Genomic DNA, 21,803 nt, shown 5'->3' on the forward strand with positions numbered 1-21,803 from the left:
TTATACCCGCTTTCCGCTTGCTTTAGCAAATAGTCCACTAGGCTTAATAAATAATACCAATAATAGTAAAGCAAAAATGATTGCATCCTTATAACCTGAGGTCCATAGTCCTTCAGTGAACGATTCTAAGATCCCGATCATGAAAGCGCCGATAATCGCTGCAGGAGCATTTGTCAATCCTCCTATGACAGCAGCAACAAAAGCCTTGACTCCAAGCATAAGACCCATCTCATAGGAGGCGCCTGAAATCGGGGCGATGATAATTCCGGCTACCGCTCCCAATCCAGCACTAACGGAAATGGAAAGAAAGGACATCCATTCCGGTTTGATACCCATCAATCGTGCAGCATCGCGATTGATAACACAAGCCGTAACAGCTTTCCCTATAAATGTTTTATTGAAAAAGTAGAACATCATAATCAGACTGATTAGCGATATGCCAATGGCCCACATGCTCTGAGGAAGCAAAACAGCGTTCATAACAGTAATGGGATCGTTTTTAGTGAACGGAGCCAGAGATTTTGGTTGCGTTCCCCAAAGTAAAATGGCCAGTCCGCGCATCGCAATGGCTACTCCAATTGTAATGATAATGAGAGTGGGCAACGAGGAGTTCCTTGCAGGATAAATCGCAGTCCGCTCAAAAATTCCCCCTATCAGAACAACAATCAAAATGCTCAGAATAATTCCGAGTGACATTGGCATATTCAAGGAAACAAAGGTGATGGCCAACATGGCACCAAGCATGGCAAATTCTCCCTGGGCAAAATTGAGAACACCGGTGATATTGTATGTTATGACAAAGCCGATAGCGATAAGAGCATAAATACTCCCAATCGTTAAGCCTGAAAAAATCAATTGTAGAATTTGGGTTAAAAGCTCCATCATTTAACTCCTTTCAGTATATTTGCAAAGAAGATTGTCACTAAGGAGAAAGCAGGGAATAGACCATATTCCCTGCCAAAAAATCAATCTCCCTTTGTCCATTCGCCATCATTGATTTCAATCATTGTCAAGCTATCGGATTTAAGCCCGTTATGATCATCGGATGACATATTGAAAACACCGGAAATGCCAACAAAACCTTCGGTATTCTCCAATGCCTCCCGCAGCTTTTCTTTATCAGTTCCAACTTCTTCCAATGCATTGACCAAAATGTGAACCGCATCATAGGCATGCCCGCCAAAAGTGCTTGCAGCTTTGTCAAATTTGCCTTCATAACTCTCTTTAAATTGGTTTAACACTTCCTTTTGTGGATCGCTATCCTCCAGCTCATCGACAACAAGAAGCTTGCCGGCAGGGAAGATGACCCCATTAGCGGCATTCCCTGCAAGTTCAATAAATTCTTTCGTACCGATACCGTGACTTTCAATAATCGGTACATCCAAACCGATCTCGCGGATATTTTTTGTAACAACTGCAGATTCTTGGGCAGTCCCCCATACAATAATTGCTTGTGGATCAGCTTTTTTGACTCGTGTAAGCATTGATTTTGCATCGTTTACAGTAGCTTCGAATTCTTCTTCAATCACTGCTTCAATATCGTATTCTCCCTTAAGCTTTTCAAATTCCTCATGGCCGCTTGTACCGTAGGAATTCGCCACTCCCAGCCAGGCAACTTTAGTTAATTTTTCATCTTTTAAATATTCCAACAATTTAGGGATGACAACATCATCACCCTGGGCGGTTTTGTAAGTCCATTCACGCGGCGAATTATCGTCCGGTTTATTTACCTGTTTGCTCGCAGCAAGAGAGATGTATGGAACCTGGGCTTTTTCAGCAAGAGGAATCATTGCCAGGCTGTTCCCGCTTATCGTTCCACCGATGATGGCTGTAACTTTTTCTTGTTCAATCAATTTTTTCATACCCAAAACCGCTTCGTTTTGATCGGATTTGGAATCAATTGAAATCAGTTTAATTTTCTTTCCGTCGATACCGCCTTGTTCATTTACTTCATCAATGATCATTTTGATGGTTTCTTCTTCCGGTTTTCCAAGAGGAGCTGCGCTGCCTGATGCGTCTATGATACTTCCGATTTTAATTTCTCCGGAATCATCACCGCTGTCTGAACTTCCGCCCGAGGCCTCTTCTTTATTGCCACATGCCGCCAATGTGGCAGCCAGAATAAAAACAAGCATGCCGAAAAACCATTTTTTCATGTTTTTCATATACTTTCCCCCTGAACTAGTTAATAAGTGTGAGTTGACCAATCCATCTGATTCGTCAATGCTGCATGTTTTTACGTTTCTTTTTAGGAGTTTTAATATTTAATGGAAAGGGTACAGGTTTGCCTAGTGGAATCACCTCCATAATTGCTTATTGTTACAAAAGGAAAACGGATAGTAAGAAAGCCCTTACAACTTTGAGACAAAGATACCATATTAAAATTTCATTGTAAACATAATAATTAGAAAAATTGAAAGTATATGACAACTGTTAAGCTGGAAGAATGCTATTATAGGTGTCGGTTTTAAGTGGTAAAACGGAATTGTCCCAAACACACCAATTTTCCGAAAAAACAGTTGACTTTTTTGATTAGACGGATTAAATTACACATATAACATATAATTTATGAATCGGACCATCTTTGTTACATTAAAGTTAAAAAGAATGTAAATGGAGGTAGATGCAATGATTTATAACCTTGAAATGGAAACGCTGCCAACGCTAAAAATGGAAAAGCTGCAAATTGTACGGTTACAAGAAACATTGGACAGGGTTTATAACAAAGTGAAATTTTATAAAGAGAAGTTTAATGAAAAAGGAATAAAGATAGAGGACATTAAAAATATTGCGGACATATCGAAACTGCCTTTTACAAGAAAGCAAGATTTAAGGGATCATTATCCATTTGGATTATTTGCAGAACCCATAGAAAATATTGTCCGTCTGCACGGTTCATCCGGAACCAGCGGAAAGCCGACGGTCGTAAGTTATACAAAGAATGATATTAAAGTTTGGTCTGAACTTATTGCAAGAGCCATTGTGGCTGCAGGTGGAAGCAAAGGAGATTTATTTCATAATGCTTACGGATATGGACTGTTTACCGGGGGTTTAGGTTTGCATTTTGGTGCTGAGGAATTGGGGGCTGCGGTGGTGCCGATTTCCGGGGGAAATACTGAGAGACAAATTTTGGCTATCCAAGACTTTAAGCCGAAAGGACTCGCCTGTACGCCGTCCTATGCCTTGAATATTGGAGAAAAAATGAGGGATATGGGTCTTGATTCACGGGAAAACAGCCTAAAATATGGGATCTTTGGGGCGGAACCCTGGTCTGAAGAGATGCGGGCAACCATTGAAGACATGCTTGGAATCAAAGCGGTCGACATTTACGGTTTGAGCGAAATTATGGGACCAGGAGTATCAATTGAATGCCATGTAGCACAGGATGGACTTCATATTGCTGACGACCACTTCCTTGTTGAAGTGATAGATCCAAAAACTCTTGAGCCTGTGGAAGACGGTAAAGATGGAGAGCTGGTTTTTACCACTCTTACAAAAGAAGCGTTTCCCCTGGTCAGATATCGTACAGGAGACATTGCATCTATTACTCGAAGGAAATGCCAATGTGGTAGGACGACAACAAGGATGTCGAGGGTAAAGGGAAGAACAGATGACATGATTATTATTCGTGGAGTGAATGTATTCCCTTCTGAAATAGAGCGCGTCCTTTTGAAGATTGAGGGCTTGTCCCCGCACTATCAAATCAGGCTTTTCAAAGACGGCCCGTTGGATTGTGCAGAGCTGCATGTTGAAATGAGTGATGAATTATACTTGGGGATAAATGAGGATCTCGAACATGAAAAAGTGCAGATGCTAGAAAGAAAAATAAAGCATGAAATTAAATCGGCATGCCTCGTTTCGGTAAAAACTGTGATGGGTATGCCCAAAAGCATCCCTAGGTCAGAAGGGAAAGCAGTAAGAATAGTGGACCAGAGAAACTCAAGCCCAGTCATGCTTTCTTAATCGGATGATACTGAAAAGGAGTGCATTCAAACATAAATGGGTAATGAAAAATTTGATTTAACAATTATTGGAGGCGGACCTGCCGGAATGTTTACAGCTTTTTATGCGGGTCTAAGGCAAATGTCGGTCAAGTTGATTGAGAGCTTGCCCCAACTGGGCGGTCAGCTCTCTGCCTTGTATCCTGAAAAATATATCTATGATGTGGCTGGATTTCCAAAGGTCCGTGGACAGGAGCTTGTGGACAGCTTGAAGAACCAGATGCAAATGTTCGATCAGGAAATCTGCCTTGGGGAATCTGTGGAGTCTTTGGTAAAGGAAAATGACGGTACTTTCATTCTGACTACGAATAAAGGGACACATTTTTCGCGAACGGTGATCATCACTGCAGGAAACGGAGCATTTCAGCCGAGGAAACTTCCTTTGGAAAAGGCAGCAAAATATGAACAAGGAAATCTTCATTACTTTGTTGATGATATGTCAAAGTTTTCAGGGAAAAGAGTGGCAGTTTTCGGTGGTGGAGATTCGGCGGTGGATTGGTCTCTCATGCTTGAACCGATTGCCAAAGAAGTAAGCATAGTACACCGAAGGGATAAATTCAGGGCCCATGAGCACAGTGTCGATACACTTTATAAATCTTCTGTAAATGTTCTTACCCCTTATATCCCGATAGATCTGACAGGAGACTGTCAAATAGAAAAAGTGACTTTACAGCACGTCAAAACAAAAGAGGAAATTGAAATTGAAGTTGATGCTGTGTTATGTAATTACGGATTTGTTGCATCACTGGGCCCTATCAAAGAATGGGGATTAGATATTGAAAAAAATTCAATTTCGGTTGATTCAAAAATGGAGACAAACATCAAAGGTGTTTATGCTGTAGGGGATATCAATACCTATGAAGGTAAGGTGAAATTAATTGCGACTGGGTTTGGAGAAGCCCCTGTTGCGGTAAGCAATGCAAAAGTCTTGATTGATCCTACCTCAAGAGTCCAGCCTGTTCACAGTACAACAGTCATGGAAAACAAAAAGATAAAGGTTTAACCAAAAGGAGGATACGATTGTGCCAAAGTATACAATTGTTGATCAGGATACGTGTATTGCCTGCGGCTCCTGCGGAGCCTGTGCACCTGACATTTTTGATTACGATGAAGAAGGGCTTTCTTATGTCATTCTTGATGACAATACGGGAACGGAGCAGGTTCCGGAAGAATTGTACGACGATTTGGAAGATGCTAGTGATGGATGCCCTACAGACTCCATTAAAGTTGCAAATGAGCCGTTTGAAGGACAGGAAGAAAAAGCAGGATAAGGGAAGGTCTTTGAGCCATGTTCGTATAAGGGAGAATGATTGGTTTTGACATAACAGTAAATTAAAATAACGTAAAAACAATGTTATATAAATGGGGAGGTACTTTACATGGCGGGATTAATGTATGCCGAAGAAGCGACGGAAGCTGAAAAACTGCAAGGCTTTATTGAAAGAATCAAAGCGGGCGATAAAATCGAAACCGATGACTGGATGCCTGAAGAATATCGGATTGCACTCATCAAATTAATCTCAATGCATGGAATAAGCGAAATTATGGGGGCGCTTCCTGAGAAAGAGTGGGTGCCAAAAGCGCCCTCCCTAAGAAGAAAACTTGGTATTATGGCAAAGGTTCAGGACGAAATGGGGCATGGTCAATTATTGTTAAGGGTAGCAGAGGACTTGCTGAAGCCTTATGGAAAAAACAGGGATGACCTGATGCAAGATTTATTTAATGGGGATTTGAAATTTCATAATGTGTTTCATATGAAAACGGTAACATGGGCGGATGCAGGTTTAATCGGCTGGCTGGTGGATGGAGCGGCCATCATAACCCAAACGAACATGCTCGGCGCTTCGTATGGCCCTTATGCCAGAGCGTTGCAGCGCATCTGTGCAGAGGAAGTATTCCACGCCCAGCATGGCGAAGCAATTATCATGGCACTTGCCGAAGGAACGAAAGAGCAGAAACAAATGATTCAGGAAGCCCTCAACCGCTGGTGGGATGCACTGTTAATGTTCTTCGGTCCGGCTGGCAGCGATACGACTGGGCGATCCAAGCAGGATGTTACCATCAAATACAAAATCAGGACAAAAACAAATGAGCAATTAAGACAGGATTTTTTCAGCAAGTATGTTCCCCGCATTCTTTCACTGGGATTAACCATACCGGATCCGACGCTTAAATATAATGAAGAGGAAAAGAGATGGGAATACAGACAGCCTGACTGGAATGAATTTAAGAAGATCATCAGAAATGAAGGCCCCAGGTCCCAGGAACGCTTGAATTTAAGGAGAGTTTCTTATGAAAATAATGCGTGGGTACGTGATGCACTTAGCAGCCGTGCATAGGAGGGAAAGTCATGACTACCAAAAAAAATTTTTACCATGAATATGAAGTATTCAGCAAACGCAGTGCGACATCGCCGTTCCAGCACCAATTTTGCCTATTGGCCCCAAATGAGGATATAGCTCTGGTCATGGCACAAGAAAACTTCATGCGACGTGAACCCGTAGAGGATATTTGGGTTGTGAAACGGGAAAATATCCGTTCGCTTGATCCTGAAGAAAAAAGAAGTCTTGCCCGGTTGGATAATAAGGACTACCGGACAGCCAAAGGCTACGGTTACCTAAAGAAGAAATGGCGACAGTATGAACAGAAAATGCTGGATGAAAAAGAAATTCTTTCTTGGGGAGGGGACGGTAAGAAATGACAGATATAAAAACCGATACAAAATACAAAGAGGCAGTCGCAGATTTGCTATTTCAGTTTGCGGATGATGATTTTTTGATTGCGTTTCGAGGCTCTGAGTGGCTAGGATTGGCACCTCATATTGAGGAAGATGTGGCGTTCTCCTCCATCAGCCAGGATTGTATGGGCCACTCTGCAATGTTTTACAGTTTACTTGAGGATCTGGGGTACGGAACCTCAGATGAACTTGCACATCTGCGCTCTTCCGAGGAGCGGCGAAACAGCATTCTATCAGAAAGGCCGAACGGAGAAGGTTATTACATGGATACGCCCAAATATGATTGGGCCTATGCCGTTGTAAGAAACTATTTTTATACAACTGCCAAAAAAGCAAAGATAGATTCATTGAAAAACAGTTCATATAAACCTGCTGCCGAGATAGCGGCAAAGGTCAGCATGGAACTCTTTTATCATACGCTTCATTGGAAAACTTGGTTTGTGCAGTTGCTGAGTTCCTCCGTTGAGGCAATTGAGAGAATGAAAAATGCAATCGATGAAGTTGCCAAAGATTTTGGGGATATGTTTATATTCGGCAAATTAACAAAAGACATCCATGAATATGGTTTGATTGAAGAAGGAGTAACACTTCAGAAAAGGTGGTTTGCCGAGCTGGAAAAAGCATACACATCCCTTGATTTGGAGCTTCCTGAAATCCCGGAAAAACCGCAAATGAATGGGCGGATCGGGGAGCATTCAAAGGATTTGGATTCTGCTCTTAAAACCCTTTCGGAGGTATACCGTCTGGATACTGCCGCTTCATGGTAATATGCAAGAGGAGTGATCAATAATGATGACCGCCATGCCCATTTCCCAAAAGGTCATTCTGGAAATCTTGGATACTGTCAAAGATCCGGAGATAGATACAGTCAGCGTCATCGATTTGGGAATGATCGAAAATATCCATATTGACGGCAGGAAAGTAACAGTGGATATACTGCCGACGTTTTTAGGTTGCCCCGCATTGGAAATTATTGAACGAAATATTGTAAGAGCCATTGAGACTTCCACGCCGGTGGAATCAGCGAAAGTACGTTTCGTATATCATCCGCCATGGACATCTGATCGAATTACTCAGAAAGGGCACGATGGCCTGAGGGAGTTTGGTATTGCACCTCCGCCTCGACATATGGAAGAAGATGGTACATGGCACGTTGATTGTCCATACTGTGATTCCACTTATGTAACAATGGAGAATATTTTCGGTCCGACTGCCTGTAGGAGCATCTTATACTGTAAATCTTGCAAAAATCCATTTGAAGCGATGAAACCGATTTCGAATATTTGAATAAATGTTTACACACTGTACGAATAGAGGAGGACATTTTTTCTATTCGTACTTTTTTAGGAGGGAAATGTATGATCCAAAACATTACAGTTGTCGGTTCTGGAGTTATGGGAAGAGGCATAGCTTATGTGGCAGCAGCTGCAGAATTTTCAGTGAGTCTCATAGATGTAAGTGAGGATGCTCTGAATAATGCCAAAGAAGAAATAATGAAAATTGCAGAGAAAGGATTAGCCATAGGGAAGCTGACTAATGAAAGCTTTGCACGTTTAAAGGAAAGGTTAAAGTTCCAGACGGACTTGGCAGAAGCGGCTTCCATGGCGGATTTAATCATTGAGGCGGTCCCGGAAAAAACAGAGATTAAAAAGCAGGTTTTTGTAGCAGCGGAGAAATTTGCACCGGAACACTGCCTTTTTGCAACGAATACATCAACGATGAGTCCGACAGAAATAGCCTCTTTTACCAAACGGCCGGACAAAACAATCGCCATGCATTTTTTCAACCCGGTCCATAAAATGCCTTTGGTCGAAATCATCAGGGGGCTGGAAACAAATGAAGAGACTGTCGAAATTATCAAAAAAACAGCGGAAAAAATGGACAAACAAACTGTTGTCATCAAAGAGTTTCCAGGTTTCGTAACAAGCAGGATCAGTGCCCTTGTGGGGAATGAAGCTTTCTATATGCTTCAAGAAGGCCTCGGCACTCCAGAAGATATAGACAAGGCCATTAAACTAGGCCTGAATTATCCTATGGGACCTTTTGAACTGGCTGATCTTGTTGGGCTGGATGCTCGGTTGAACAACCTGAAATACCTTCATGAAAAGCTCGGAGAGAAATACAGGCCAGCGCCGCTGCTCGAGCAGTATGTAAAAGCGGGGAGACTGGGACGCAAGACTGGAAAAGGCGTGTATGACTATACAAACAAAGAAAAAGAGTTGATAGATAAATGAGAGAAGTTGTTATTGTCGATGCTGTCAGAACCCCTTTTGGGAAGTATAAAGGAGCATTGAAAAGCATACGTCCGGATGATTTAGGAGCAATAGTCATCGAAGCCTTGGTTAATCGAAATCCAGCTCTTCCGAAAAATGAAATCGAGGAGGTCGTTCTTGGAAATGCAAACCAGGCAGGGGAAGATAATAGAAACGTTGCCCGTATGTCCGCTCTATTATCAGGACTTCCCATAAATGTTGCAGGTACAACTGTCAACAGACTGTGCGGTTCAGGGTTGGATGCGGTTATGTACGCTGCCAGGGCAATTGCCGTTGGTGACGGGGACATCTATATCGCAGGGGGAACAGAGAGCATGACAAGGGCACCATTTGTCATGGCAAAGCCCGACAAAGAGTTTCCACGCGGCTCGATGGAACTTCAGGATACGACGATTGGCTGGCGTTTTACCAACCAAAAGCTGAAGGAAATGTACGGGGCGGACACCATGCCGGAAACGGCGGAAAATGTTGCGAAACGATTCGAGATTTCAAGGGAAGAACAAGACCAATTTGCTTTTGAAAGCCAGATGAAGGCAAAAAGGGCAATGGAAAAAAATCTTTTTAATGAAGAGATTATTCCTGTTATTTATACGGACAGAAAAGGGAATGAACACATCGTGGATCGCGACGAACATCCTCGACCGGATACAACACTTGAGAAATTATCCAAACTGAAGCCTATATTTCCTAGAGGAACGGTCACTGCAGGAAACGCTTCAGGTGTGAATGACGGTGCATCAGCGCTTTTACTGATGAGCAAAGAAAAAGCGGAAGAATTGGGATTCAAACCGTTAGTGACATATAAGGTTGGAGCTGTATCAGGTGTTGAACCGGCGGTCATGGGACTTGGGCCAATCTATTCGAGTAAAAAAGCCTTGGAACGTGCAGGTTTAACTATGGGTGATATCGATTTGGTGGAGTTGAATGAAGCCTTCGCATCTCAATCTTTACAGTGTATTAAAGAGCTTTGCCTCGACAAGGAGAAAGTGAATGTTAATGGAGGAGCTATTGCTTTTGGGCACCCTCTTGGTGCCAGCGGTGCCAGGATCTTAACGACCTTAATTTATGAAATGAAGAGAAGGGATTCAAAATACGGACTTGCAACCATGTGTATTGGGGTTGGTCAGGGAGTTTCAGTCATCGTTGAAAATGATGGTTGACACTAAAAACCCTTGCTATTTGAAGTGAGGGTTTTTTGTTTAAAATTGTTTTGGCAAAAAACATCCAGAATCAAGTTTTGCTTATTCTTTATGCTAAGCATGGTATAATTCACTTAAAAAATATTCTGTAAAGAAATGAGTGACGGATGTATGGGCCTTAACACACAATCTATGATCTTTACAATATATGGTGATTATATTCGCCATTATGGGAACAAAATTTGGATCGGCAGCCTTATCCGGTTGCTGAAAGAGTTCGGCCACAACGAACAGGCTGTGCGGGTGGCTGTGTCAAGAATGGTCAAACAAGGGTGGCTGCAGTCAGAGAGGCAGGGTAATAAGAGCTTTTACTTTTTAACACAGCGTGGAGTCAGCCGTATAGATGAAGCGGGCCGAAGAATATTTAAGCTGGACCCCCACGAATGGGATGGAAAGTGGAGAATGCTTATGTATTCGATCCCAGAAGAAAAAAGACAAATCAGGGATGATTTAAGGAAAGAACTGCTTTGGAGCGGTTTTGGCAGCTTTACGCACAGCTGCTGGATTTCTCCAAATAATTTGGAGAAAGAAGTGGAATGGCTGATTGAAAAGTACGAAATTCAGGAGTTTGTTGATTTTTTTGTATCTGAATATATTGGGCCGAAAGATAATGTCCAATTGGTCAAGAAAAGCTGGCCATTGGAAGAAATTGAAGAAAGGTACGAAGAGTTTGTTTCAGCTTATGGCAAACAGTACATTATCCATCAAAGCTTGCTCAATGAAGGGAAAATGAGTGATGCCGACTGTTTTGTGGAGAGGACCAAATTGGTGCATGAATATCGAAAGTTCCTATTTGTAGATCCTGGATTACCAAGAGAGCTGCTACCTCCGATGTGGAGCGGCAACCATGCGGCATTGCTCTTCAGGCAATATTATCAGCTTCTGGCAAAACCCGCGAGTGATTTTTTCGAAGCCGTTTTTGAAAAAGGTAATGACTTGCGGAAAAAAGACAAGGCCTACGATGCAAATGATCATCCTTATATAGTCAAGTGAAATAGCCTGCCCCGATGTATATGGAGACAGGCATAAAATTAGGGTGTTTTTAACTTTTGGATAGTATCGAGTTATACTCTTTCCCTTTTTGAACATATGTATCTATGGATGATTGAATAAGTTCAAAGTCCTTTGCATTTAATTCCCGGACGACTTTTCCCGGAGAACCGATGACAAGTGATCTCGGCGGTATTTTCTTCCCTGAGGGGATTAATGTGTTCGCTCCAATAATACATTCTTCCCCTATTTCTACATGATCCAGAATCGTGGAGCCCATGCCGATAATGGATCTTCTTCCGATTGTGCATCCATGTAGAATGACATTGTGGCCGACAGTTACTTCGTCCTCTATGATCACCGGATATCCTTCATACATGTGGATTGTTGAGTTATCCTGAATACTGCATCTTTGCCCGATTTTGACAGGCCCTTCATCTCCGCGCAGGACCGCATTGAACCAAATGGTCGATTCCATTCCAACTTTGACGTCACCGATCAAATACGCTCCCGGGGCAACAAAAACTGACGGATGCACTTCTGGAGCTGTCTGGTTATACGTTATTTTCATTTCCTGACCTCCATTGAAATAATATTGGAAATTTATTGTCTCTTTTACTATAACATTATTTTAAAGGATGGTGAAAAAATTGAAAGATGGACATGCTATATTAGGCTTGAAATATCCAATCATACAAGGCGGGATGGGCAATATAAGCAATGCTCAATTAACTTCTGCCGTATCAAAAGCAGGGGGATTGGGAACGGTGGGAGCCGGGACAATGCATCCTGATGAGGTAGAGAAGATAATTGTTGATACAAAAGAAAGGACAAACAAGCCTTTTTCATTGAATATACCGATTACCGTTACAGAATATACGGAAGAATTGCTAGACTTGGCCATCAGACACAAAATTGCAGCCGTAACTTTGTCTGCAGGCAACCCATCACCTTTTATACCTGTCTTACAAAAAAATGGCATCAAAGTAATAGTGATTGTTGCATCAGTCAGACATGCAGTAAAAGCGGCAGAAGCTGGTGCTGATTTGCTTGTTGCTGAAGGGTTTGAAGCCGCAGGCATCAATTCCAGTCTTGAATTGACTACTTTCTCACTCATTCCCCAGATTGTTGATAAAGTTGAAATTCCGGTATATGCAGCCGGAGGCATTGCTGACGGAAGGGGATTGGCCGCTGCCTTAATGCTTGGAGCAAGCGGGGTCCAGATGGGAACAAGATTTATCGCTGTTAAGGAAGCTCCATTCCATGAATCCTATAAACAGAAGCTTCTAAAAGCCGATGATCTTGGGACAGTGATTTTGGGACGCTCATTGGGTAGGGTCAGAAGAGTTCTTAAAGGGAAGTATGTGGAATCAATAATGGATTTAGAGCAGAAAGGCATGACAGTAGGGGATTTTGCAGAAAAAACATCAGAGCAGCATCATATACAAGGGGCCGTACATGGTGATTTTGAGAACGGCTATGTAAATGGAGGGCAGGCATCGGGACTGATTGTCAACATTCCATCCGTTGAACAGTTAATGGAAGGTATGATGGAACAAGCACTCAGACAGATAAAACAAGTATCTGGCTACTTGCAGAAATCGATTGACTGATCATAGTGATTAACTTAATGCCAAGTGTATCTTAGTTTAAAGAAAATTTGCATGAATCGGGGCAAACAATTAATATAGTAGTTGGATTATGGAAGGGAGAGCGAAAAATGAGTATACATATAAATGCACCTGAATCGGCCATTGCAGAAACGGTCCTCCTGCCTGGCGACCCGTTACGTGCCAAATATATAGCCGAAACATTCTTGGAAAAGGCGCAAGAATATAATTCTGTTCGAAATATGCTTGGTTATACAGGTGAATACAAAGGAAAAAGAATTTCTGTCCAAGGAACTGGAATGGGTGTTCCGTCGATCTCCATCTATATAAATGAATTAATGGAAAGCTATAATGTACAAAATTTAATTCGAGTAGGAACGTGCGGTGCGATTCAAAAGGACGTAAAAGTCCGGGACGTCATTCTTGCTATGTCAGCTTCAACCGACTCTCAAATGAACCGCTTAACATTCAACGGCATTGATTATGCTCCAACTGCATCATTTGACTTACTGAAAAGAGCATACGATGAAGGTGTAAATAAGGGACTGCAACTAAAAGTAGGGAACGTTTTCACTGCAGATATGTTTTATAATGATAATGCCGAACATGAGAAATGGGCTCAATATGGTATTTTGGCCATTGAAATGGAGACTGCCGCACTTTATACATTGGCAGCAAAATACGGGCGACAAGCCCTGTCAATTTTAACAGTGAGCGACCATATATTGACTGGTGAATTGACAACAGCTGAAGAAAGGCAGACAACCTTCAACGAAATGATCGAAGTGGCCTTGGAATCTGCAATCGGATAAACCTTACCATACCAATGGTGAATCGTTTTACATAAGTGCTCAATTTTAAGCAAGTGACCCAAAAGTGACCAATCATAAGATTGCGTTTAAGTTGTCGCTTGCTTTTTGTATTTCTGTCTCTTTAGCGGCTTATTTGTTTAACATTTTTTTAGTATCAACATGGCAAAACTGCTAATCATTTATCCCATTACTCAATGCTCAAGAAACCCAATGGCGCCAAAATATGTCATCTTGCATTCGTACTGTACAATTGTCACTTTAGACAGCAAGAGTGATGCATAAGCATCGCTTCTTTTTATATTCAGAAAGAGAAAAATGATGTTGAAGATCAACAGCTATAACGTGATCAATTAACGAACACAGGGTTCTGTTCATTTTTGTAAAATTATGAACATTCTCCGAACTGTTAACATAAACAAAGAGTTTAAGCAAACATCGAATCAAGTTTCCATCCACGACATGGCAAGCTGTAAAACCCTGTTGTTTCACTTAACAACCAAGCAAGCACCTGACCTCTACACTAGAACAGCAATATTACCTAACTTACCATTATAATTGCTGATTTATCTTTCGATAATCGGAAAAGTTTGTTGCCAGTATGAATGAAAGGTGAATGGACACTATATCGTTATCTCTATATGTAGTAGCTTTTTTTAGATTTGTAAAAAACCACGTTTCTACCAGACGGACTGTCCAAACGAATCCGGCAACTTTTAATATATTAATATCGAAGCCGGCTTTAAGAGACATCAAGGAGGTGTAAAGCATGGGTTTTGAATTTGAGGATGATTTTGTAGGAGGAGAAAGAGAAAGACGTAGAAGACGCAGAGTTCGATTAATTTGTCGATGCCGTGAAGTATGGGATGATGACTGCCACCACCACCATCATCACCATCGGAACCGCGAAAGATTCATTTGCCGCTGTAGAGAAATTGATGACTAATTGAAACAGGCCCGGCATGCCGGGCTTGCCTACTTATGAACTATTATCTTTCTTTATTTTCGCTCATTCGGCTTTTGTGCCAGATGACCGATATAAACGCATTCATTTTCCAGTGCATCTTTTTGATTCATGCCCACAACAATACATATTGCGGATAACATAGAATATGAGTTTTATCAATTGAAATAAGATTATTCATTCCTTCTATAATATCTGAATCTATATTGATTTATATCCGCCTGATTCATTAACACTTTAACAATACTTGACGAATGTTCGTTGCGTTGATGCAGAAAGTCTGTTAAAACGTCAAATAAATCAAAGTATGGGTTGGGAAATGATATACATAGACAAAAACAATCAGTGGTCACAACTCATCATCAAAATTAAAGTGAGGGATATAACTGAGTCAACAACCATAAAAGCCAATTCCACACTTTATATAGCGTTAAGCATTTTACAATGAGACACGTAACACAAAGAACAGGATCTCGATGGATCAAGGAACACGGTACAAGACATGGACTTGTATGATACTGCTGGGACATGTTGTAATGTTGTGTAAAGTTGAAAGAAGCTTAATTCGATTATTATCAAGAGAAGGCACCATTACTGGACGAGCCGGTATGGTAACAGATCTAGGTGATATTATTTATTGCAGGGAAATTAACACCATCTGGAATGATATCTTATATAGAAAAATTGAGAATGCTTCCACTTTCCGATTAATGAATATGCTTCTCCATCTAGAGATATAGCCTCCAGGCCCATTAAATAGATATCGATTTTATATTGCCAGTGTTGAATGGCGGAGTAGCCCTAATGCATGATGGTCCCTAATATGAGTACAGCAAGTGTTTACCTTGTAGCGGCTGGTCGCCAGTTATAGAATAAATCTATTAGAACGTGTTGTTCTCTTTTTCTTCATGACCAACAAAAAGTGACTAATGAATGACAAAACGTTCACTGTAAAGATTGTTTTTGACAGTGATAGATATAATGAGCGATAATAAAGATTGTAAAATCAACGTTTTTACATCTATTGATTTTTAATAACAGCTCCTAGTCATCAATAATAACGTGGCTTTGGAACCTGCAATTAAAAATCCAGGGTAAAATCTTTTTGAAAGTGAATTGGAGTAGTGAACATTCTTTATGAAGAAAATAACAGGTATCACCATGACTGTACTCTTTCTTACTGGATGTCAGTGGAATCATTTTACTGGTGAAAGCGGGCATCTGCACAAGCCGAACGATGAAGTTACTGAACAGTCCTCATTGGAAAAAGGACAAGATCTTTCAAATCAGAAAAAAGAGAATCCAGAATTAATGTTGGAATCCACTTATTTCAATGAAGTGGTTGAAGTGGATGGGAAAAAGGAAATTGCAAACGCAGGAAATAAACTGGCTCTGGTCAATAAGTCATTTTCGTTACCTAGTGACTATATACCTAAGGATTTAGTCCGGCCCCAAGTGACTTTTTCCTTTGGGAATCAGGATATTGAAAAAAGTTATTTGCGGAAAGAAGCGGCAAAGGCGTTGGAAACAATGTTTGATGCAGCAGAAAAAGAAGGTATACAACTTTATGCTTCATCCGGATATCGTTCTTATGAACGGCAAAGGGAAGTTTTTCAGGTTGAATCTGACAGGTCTGGAGAGAAAAAAGCCTCAGAAGCCGTTGCTGCTCCCGGGAGCAGTGAACACCAGACAGGTCTAGCCATGGATATTACCAGTGAGTCTGTCCAATTTCTGTTAGTTGAAGAGTTTGAACAGGAACCTGAAGGCAAATGGTTAAAGGACAATGCCCATAATTATGGGTACATTTTGCGATACCCGAGAGGCAAGGAAGATATAACGGGATATCAGTTTGAGCCGTGGCATTTTCGTTATGTGGGAAAAAAAGCTGCAAAAACCATCTATGAACGGAATTGGACTTTAGAAGAGTATTTTGAGCACGTATCAAAATTTTAAAGACTTTGCCTTTTTGCAAGGCAAAGTCTTTTTGTCAAAAAGTAATGAAAGTAAAATATTAAATCCTGTTCAAAGTATATGTAAAGTTCAAATCAAAACGTTATTGGAGTAAGTTTGCGATTCGCTGAGTTGACTAAAGACATTATCAACGAAATTGTCTTGTACTTATGTACTAAGACCATACGGGATAGTCTCACTTGATGTAAACACATAAAACTCCATTATCCTTTCGTTGGTTGTGTAAAACTGGTAGAATAAAGAGGTTGGATAGAGTCCTTAAGATGATTACGTATGCGCAAATGGCTAACGTGTTGAAAGTGGTGAAATAGATGGAAGAAGATCAAAATTATAGGGAAGAAAGTCCGCAACACGCGGGATTTATAAAAATGAAAAAATTCAGGTTCGTCATGTTAATCTTTCTTATCGTATTTTTAACAGCGGGTGTGACTATTTTGGCTCTCTCGTTTGGCGATGAAAAAGCAGTCAATGTTGGAGTGCAGGAAAGGGCCGAGTTTAATAAATTATATAATACATACGATAAGTTGAAGAAAAGTTATTTTCAAGATGTTGATGAAGAAAAACTCGTTGATGGTGCTATCGACGGAATGGTTAAGTCGCTCGATGATCCATATTCCGACTACATGACAAAAGAAGAAAGCAAGGTCTTTGAAGAAAGCATTACTTCATCGTTTGAAGGAATTGGTGCTGAAATTCAGGAAAAGAATGGCGCAATTGTTGTTGTTTCCCCAATTAAGGGATCCCCAGCTGAAAAAGCTGGAATCGAACCGAATGATAAAATAACCGAAGTCGACGAGAAAAGTGTCAGGGGCATGAGCGCCAATGAAGCAGTCCTGTTAATCAGAGGAGAAAAAGGCACGAAAGTGACGTTGACCATTGAGCGCAAAGAAGGAGAAGAACCGAAGAAGTTCACTATTACACGCGATGAAATCCCAATCAATACAGTATATCCTGAAATGCTGGACGATGGGGTAGCTAAAATTCAGATTACAAGCTTTTCCAGCCATACGGATAAAGATCTGAGCGAAGCACTGAAAGAGATGGAAGACAAAGGGATGAAGTCCTTGATCTTAGATCTCCGTAAAAATCCGGGAGGTTTGCTTGACCAGGCAATAAATATTTCAAATCTATTCGTCCCAAAAGGGGAAAAGTTGTTCCAAGTGGCCTATAAAGATGGAAAAGTGGAAGAGTATGTTGCAAAAGAAGGTAAAAAAATTACCGTTCCGACTGTTGTATTAGTTGATGGGGGCAGCGCCAGTGCTTCTGAAATACTTGCTGCGGCTGTAAGTGAATCCGCTGGGATTCCTCTTGTTGGTGAAAAAACCTTCGGAAAGGGAACAGTTCAAACAACCGACGAGTTCCAGGACGGTTCTAATATTAAATACACAATGGCTAAATGGCTGACACCTGATGGTAATTGGATTAACGAGAAAGGCATCGAACCGGATAAAAAGGTTGCATTGCCAAAATACGCATCCTTGTCCTATATCGATCCTGATCAAAAGTTGAAGGAGGGAACAGCATCCTCCGATGTGAAAGCAGCCGAGCAGATATTGAAAGAGCTTGGTTATAATCCTGGCAAGGTGGACTCCTATTTTGACGAAGATACAAAAGAAGCAGTCATGGAGTTTCAGAAAGACGAAAAGCTGGAAACATCCGGTGTTTTAACCGGCGACACAACCATTTCCCTCATGAATAAAATTCGTGAGCACCTCCAGGATAATGATCCACAAGTGAAGGAAGCGGTCAAGATGTTATCAAAAAAGAAAAAATAGCTTAAAAAGAACTCCTTGAAAATTTGAATTGCATCCGAAATGTTATGAAGTGCTCCCCAATAGGTAGACAGATGAAAAAATAAAATCTGTTTGCCCATTGGGGAGATTTTTATGAGAAAGAAATAATAATGGAGATTTTAAATTTTTATGTCAATGCCACTTTATTCTTAGTGAAGAGACAGAATTATATATTGTTGATTCTGAATGATCAAAGTTTGCAAAATAATAATCGATTTTTTGGAGAAGAAGGTTACCAGAAGTAAAAATCCCGGCGGCTGAGGAACTGCCTCTTCGGAAACATCTTAATTTACCAAAGCTGATCAAGACGTTTCCGGACTGTTTCTTGAGGCAGCTATTGTTCACCGTATTTTGCAAATGTTTTTTCATCTTCTATGAGTCCACACGAAGCGCATTGAATTCTTCTATCAGGACCATTATAATGCGCGTGGAATGGGCCAGCCTGCTCCATCGTGTCATATCTTTCCACAATTTCACCTGTATCCGGATTCAATTTCACCGCTGAAACGACCTGTTCCACAATATTGAAACGTGTTCGATTTGTCTTGCAGTTGGGACAGCGATATCTTGTGTTCATGATGACCTCCTTTTTAATCAGGATAACCAACCAAGGCCTTATTTATTAAAAAAGTTAAGCTTCTTACAATACCATCACAATTGATACAGCGCTGTAATATATGTAATAAACCGCGGTTTTTTCAACACTTGTCAACTATTAATATATAGAAGTTTTTAACTGTGAATAATGTATTTTGGAAGGATTGGCAATGAAAGTAATTTCCCTTTTCTTTAAAAATCCCGCATGATATCAATCATCTTTTCTATTAATTTATGTAAGGAACATCATGCTATTAAACTGGAATTCCCTCCCAAAAATATTACAAAAATCCTATGATACTATGAAAACAGAAAAAGACAGGGAGGAAAAATGAAATGAAAAAATCAATTGTTTCAACAGCAGCTGCTTTAACAATACTGGCAGCGCCAATTGCAGGACAGGCAAGTGCTGCTCAACCGGATCAACCACAATCAAATAATGCAAAGGTATATTATTATCAATCCGGCGATTACCAAAAAATAAACGACTGGTGCAAAGAGTTTTCCATTAATTTATACCCTTATTGGAAAAACGAAAATTCCGACTACGATAATAAAAAGCCAGTTCAAAAGCCTGCACCGGACCAAGTTCAAAAGCCAGCCGAAAAACCAGCTGAAAAACCAGCTCCTAATAAACCGCAACAACCTCAAAAAGAGCAGCAGAAACCTGCTGAAGAGCAAAACAGCCAGTTGAGTGCGTATGAACAAAAAGTTGTTGAGCTGACAAACGCGGAAAGGTCTAAAAATGGTCTAGCACCACTTAAAGTTGATGCTGAATTAAGCAAAGTCGCTCGCGAAAAATCAAGAGACATGTCTGCAAACAACTACTTTGATCACAATAGCCCGACATACGGTTCACCATTTGACATGATGAAAAAATTTGGTATCAGCTACAGCTCCGCGGGTGAGAACATTGCAATGGGTCAACGTTCTCCAGAAGAAGTAGTAAACTCATGGATGAACAGCTCCGGCCACCGTGCAAACATCCTAAGCAAGGACTATACACATATCGGTGTAGGGCATGTTGCTGACGGCAATTACTGGACACAACAATTCATTGGAAAATAAGAAAAAACAATAAGAACGAAAAGTTTTCTTTCTGATATGCTCCCCTTTAAGTAGACAGGTAAAAAAATAAACCTGGGTGCTTAAAAGGGGGCATTTTTATGTCTTAATGAAGCCTGTTCGTTCTTTTTTATATTTATTTTTTGGATATGGAGGAGGCGGAATGATAGAGTGGCTGCACCTGCTGCAAGACCTATGATCAATCCGAACCAATAACTGAATGGGCCAAAATCTGTAAATTTTGAAAGAAGTAAGCCAAAAGGCAGTCCGATAACCCAAAACGAAATCAATGCCATGATAAATGTTACATTTACATCTTTATATCCCCGAAGGGCTCCTTGGATCGGCGCTTGGACAGCATCTGACAGTTGGAAGAAAACTGCATATAACATAAATTGCGCTGCCCATGAAATGACTTCAGGGCTCTCGCTGTATAAGCCGGCAACTTGGGAGCGATAAAATAATAAAAACACACCTGTTATTGAAGAAACAATAACAGCTTGAAAGATGCCAAGAAAACTATATATGCGGGCATCATGAAATCGTTTTGCGCCAAATTCATATCCGACCAAAATGGTCAAGGCCATTGAAATGCTCATCGGAACCATGTATAAGAGGGAAGAAAAGTTCAGTGCAGCTTGGTGTGCCGCAATCACTACTGTGCCAAATTCACTCATAAACAAAGTTACAGCCGCAAAAATACTAGTTTCCACAAAAATCGACAATCCCATTGGGATGCCCAGAATGAAAATCTCTTTTAATTTATTGATAGATGCCCTTTGTACATTCAAAAATATACCATAATCTGCAAATGGCTTCTTAGTATGAATAATCCATGCTGCAGAAGCAGTAATGATCCAGTATGTTAGTGTTGAAGCTACTCCCGCACCTATTCCTCCTAACTTTGGAAGCCCCAATTTTCCAAAAATAAGCAAATAGTTGAAAAGAATGTTCAATGGTAGGGATGCCAGAGTAATAAACATAGTAACTCTAGTTTTTCCCAATGCATCTATAAAAGAGCGCAAAACATTATATGCAAAAACGGGAATGATTCCGAAAGCTAGGCTTATAATATAGTGCTTTGCAACATGCCTGACTTCCTCTTCCAAATTCATCCTATTCAGGATCGGCTCGAGAATGAAAAAACCTATTGTTAGAATGACAGCTGCCAAAATGAAAGAAGCATATATCCCCTGTATGACTGAAGAAGGGACATCTTTATGCCTTTTTGCTCCTATAAGCTGGGCAATAATGGGTGTCACGGACAACAGAATCCCGCTCAATCCGGTAAAGACAGGGAACCATAAGGAAGAACCTATAGCCACTCCTGCTAGATGGCTGGGCGAGTAATTTCCGGTCATCATGATATCGAAAAAAGTCATTGAAAACATGGCGATCTGGGTGATCAATATTGGGACCAAAATAATATTCAGCTGTTTTAGCTTCTCTTTTGTGGTAAAGGTTTGTTTCATGGCAATCCTCTTTCGGTTTTTGGTCTTTTAAGACAAATTATAGTATGCCGTTTTTATTGAATTTTGAGCATATTGGACAAGCAACTTAGATTAATCCCTTTCATATTATAAGGGGCATGGAAGAAAGGGGAGATGTATCAATGCACATTTATTCCAAGGGCTGGTATATTGCCAAATTAAAAGAAAAAGGAATGCGTTTTCATCCAGAAAAGAAAAAGAAGTTGGAATTATATAAAATATACGTTGTAAGAAATCTATATAATGAATTGATAGAAGCAGATGAAAAAGGAAAGATATAAAAATCAGCCGGAAACATGACTTT

Annotated in this window: 21 protein-coding genes; 16 read left to right on the forward strand and 5 right to left on the reverse strand. The window is 40.7% G+C overall.

Annotated features, from left to right (window positions below):
* Both C509_RS0112290 and C509_RS0112295 read right to left on the reverse strand, forming a co-directional pair.
* Positions 1-882: a branched-chain amino acid ABC transporter permease gene (locus tag C509_RS0112290; protein WP_018707235.1), complete on the reverse strand. Its 882-nt coding sequence runs from the start codon at positions 880-882 to the stop codon at positions 1-3.
* Positions 883-965: 83 nt separating this feature from the next.
* Positions 966-2,156 (reverse strand): ABC transporter substrate-binding protein, encoded by a 1,191-nt coding sequence (locus C509_RS0112295; protein WP_026319832.1) that lies wholly within the window; start codon positions 2,154-2,156, stop codon positions 966-968.
* Positions 2,157-2,628: 472 nt separating this feature from the next.
* Between C509_RS0112295 and C509_RS0112300 the strand changes: the two genes are divergently transcribed.
* The 10 genes from C509_RS0112300 (at position 2,629) to paaX (ending at position 11,203) form a co-directional block, all read left to right on the forward strand.
* Positions 2,629-3,963 carry a phenylacetate--CoA ligase family protein gene (locus C509_RS0112300; protein ID WP_018707237.1) on the forward strand — a complete coding sequence of 445 codons (1,335 nt, stop codon included), beginning with the start codon at positions 2,629-2,631 and terminating at the stop codon, positions 3,961-3,963.
* Positions 3,964-3,999: 36 nt separating this feature from the next.
* On the forward strand, positions 4,000-5,004 hold the full coding sequence (locus C509_RS0112305) for an NAD(P)/FAD-dependent oxidoreductase (RefSeq protein ID WP_018707238.1): 1,005 nt from the start codon (positions 4,000-4,002) through the stop codon (positions 5,002-5,004).
* Positions 5,005-5,023: 19 nt separating this feature from the next.
* On the forward strand, positions 5,024-5,272 hold the full coding sequence (locus C509_RS0112310; RefSeq protein WP_018707239.1) for a ferredoxin: 249 nt from the start codon (positions 5,024-5,026) through the stop codon (positions 5,270-5,272).
* Between the two features lie 108 nt (positions 5,273-5,380).
* Positions 5,381-6,340, forward strand: a complete 960-nt coding sequence (gene paaA / locus C509_RS0112315) for a 1,2-phenylacetyl-CoA epoxidase subunit PaaA (protein WP_018707240.1) — start codon at positions 5,381-5,383, stop codon at positions 6,338-6,340.
* Positions 6,341-6,351: 11 nt separating this feature from the next.
* The gene (gene paaB / locus C509_RS0112320) at positions 6,352-6,702 is read left to right on the forward strand and encodes a 1,2-phenylacetyl-CoA epoxidase subunit PaaB (RefSeq protein ID WP_018707241.1); all 351 of its coding nucleotides are present in this window, start codon (positions 6,352-6,354) and stop codon (positions 6,700-6,702) included.
* Complete coding sequence (paaC, locus tag C509_RS0112325; protein ID WP_018707242.1) at positions 6,699-7,505, forward strand: 1,2-phenylacetyl-CoA epoxidase subunit PaaC; 807 nt, start codon at positions 6,699-6,701, stop codon at positions 7,503-7,505. Before paaB ends, paaC begins: the two co-directional genes overlap by 4 nt.
* Before the next feature lie 22 nt (positions 7,506-7,527).
* Entirely contained in the window at positions 7,528-8,025 is a 498-nt protein-coding gene (gene paaD, locus C509_RS0112330; protein ID WP_018707243.1) for a 1,2-phenylacetyl-CoA epoxidase subunit PaaD, read from the forward strand.
* Between the two features lie 71 nt (positions 8,026-8,096).
* Positions 8,097-8,972: a 3-hydroxyacyl-CoA dehydrogenase gene (locus tag C509_RS0112335; RefSeq protein WP_018707244.1), complete on the forward strand. Its 876-nt coding sequence runs from the start codon at positions 8,097-8,099 to the stop codon at positions 8,970-8,972.
* Positions 8,969-10,171 carry a thiolase family protein gene (locus C509_RS0112340; RefSeq protein WP_018707245.1) on the forward strand — a complete coding sequence of 401 codons (1,203 nt, stop codon included), beginning with the start codon at positions 8,969-8,971 and terminating at the stop codon, positions 10,169-10,171. Before C509_RS0112335 ends, C509_RS0112340 begins: the two co-directional genes overlap by 4 nt.
* 150 nt (positions 10,172-10,321) lie before the next feature.
* On the forward strand, positions 10,322-11,203 hold the full coding sequence (gene paaX, locus C509_RS0112345; protein ID WP_018707246.1) for a phenylacetic acid degradation operon negative regulatory protein PaaX: 882 nt from the start codon (positions 10,322-10,324) through the stop codon (positions 11,201-11,203).
* Between the two features lie 49 nt (positions 11,204-11,252).
* Here paaX and C509_RS0112350 read toward each other — a convergent pair whose 3' ends face one another.
* Positions 11,253-11,771 (reverse strand): gamma carbonic anhydrase family protein, encoded by a 519-nt coding sequence (locus tag C509_RS0112350; protein ID WP_018707247.1) that lies wholly within the window; start codon positions 11,769-11,771, stop codon positions 11,253-11,255.
* A 79-nt stretch (positions 11,772-11,850) separates the two neighbouring features.
* Between C509_RS0112350 and C509_RS0112355 the strand changes: the two genes are divergently transcribed.
* The 4 genes from C509_RS0112355 (at position 11,851) to C509_RS0112375 (ending at position 18,329) form a co-directional block, all read left to right on the forward strand.
* Positions 11,851-12,813 carry an NAD(P)H-dependent flavin oxidoreductase gene (locus C509_RS0112355; protein ID WP_018707248.1) on the forward strand — a complete coding sequence of 321 codons (963 nt, stop codon included), beginning with the start codon at positions 11,851-11,853 and terminating at the stop codon, positions 12,811-12,813.
* 107 nt (positions 12,814-12,920) lie between these two features.
* Positions 12,921-13,622, forward strand: a complete 702-nt coding sequence (deoD, locus tag C509_RS0112360; RefSeq protein WP_018707249.1) for a purine-nucleoside phosphorylase — start codon at positions 12,921-12,923, stop codon at positions 13,620-13,622.
* A 2,098-nt stretch (positions 13,623-15,720) separates the two neighbouring features.
* A complete protein-coding gene (locus tag C509_RS0112370; protein ID WP_018707251.1) occupies positions 15,721-16,536 on the forward strand; it encodes a D-Ala-D-Ala carboxypeptidase VanY in 816 nt (271 codons plus the stop codon).
* A gap of 329 nt (positions 16,537-16,865) precedes the next feature.
* Complete coding sequence (locus C509_RS0112375) at positions 16,866-18,329, forward strand: lmo1851 family serine protease (protein WP_018707252.1); 1,464 nt, start codon at positions 16,866-16,868, stop codon at positions 18,327-18,329.
* Between the two features lie 352 nt (positions 18,330-18,681).
* Here the strand turns inward: C509_RS0112375 and C509_RS0112380 are convergent, their stop codons facing one another.
* Positions 18,682-18,924, reverse strand: a complete 243-nt coding sequence (locus tag C509_RS0112380; protein WP_018707253.1) for a hypothetical protein — start codon at positions 18,922-18,924, stop codon at positions 18,682-18,684.
* 356 nt (positions 18,925-19,280) lie between these two features.
* On the opposite strand from C509_RS0112380, the gene C509_RS0112385 reads away from it, so the two are divergent.
* Positions 19,281-20,012, forward strand: coding sequence for a CAP domain-containing protein (locus C509_RS0112385; protein WP_018707254.1), 732 nt, complete (start codon positions 19,281-19,283; stop codon positions 20,010-20,012).
* 80 nt (positions 20,013-20,092) lie between these two features.
* Here C509_RS0112385 and C509_RS0112390 read toward each other — a convergent pair whose 3' ends face one another.
* Positions 20,093-21,481: an MATE family efflux transporter gene (locus C509_RS0112390; protein ID WP_018707255.1), complete on the reverse strand. Its 1,389-nt coding sequence runs from the start codon at positions 21,479-21,481 to the stop codon at positions 20,093-20,095.
* A gap of 116 nt (positions 21,482-21,597) precedes the next feature.
* Between C509_RS0112390 and C509_RS25585 the strand changes: the two genes are divergently transcribed.
* Complete coding sequence (locus C509_RS25585; RefSeq protein WP_245542473.1) at positions 21,598-21,780, forward strand: DUF2639 domain-containing protein; 183 nt, start codon at positions 21,598-21,600, stop codon at positions 21,778-21,780.
* Positions 21,781-21,803 lie beyond the last annotated feature (23 nt).

Source organism: Siminovitchia fordii DSM 16014 = CIP 108821, from assembly GCF_000374565.1.
Classification (GTDB): domain Bacteria; phylum Bacillota; class Bacilli; order Bacillales; family Bacillaceae_C; genus Siminovitchia; species Siminovitchia fordii.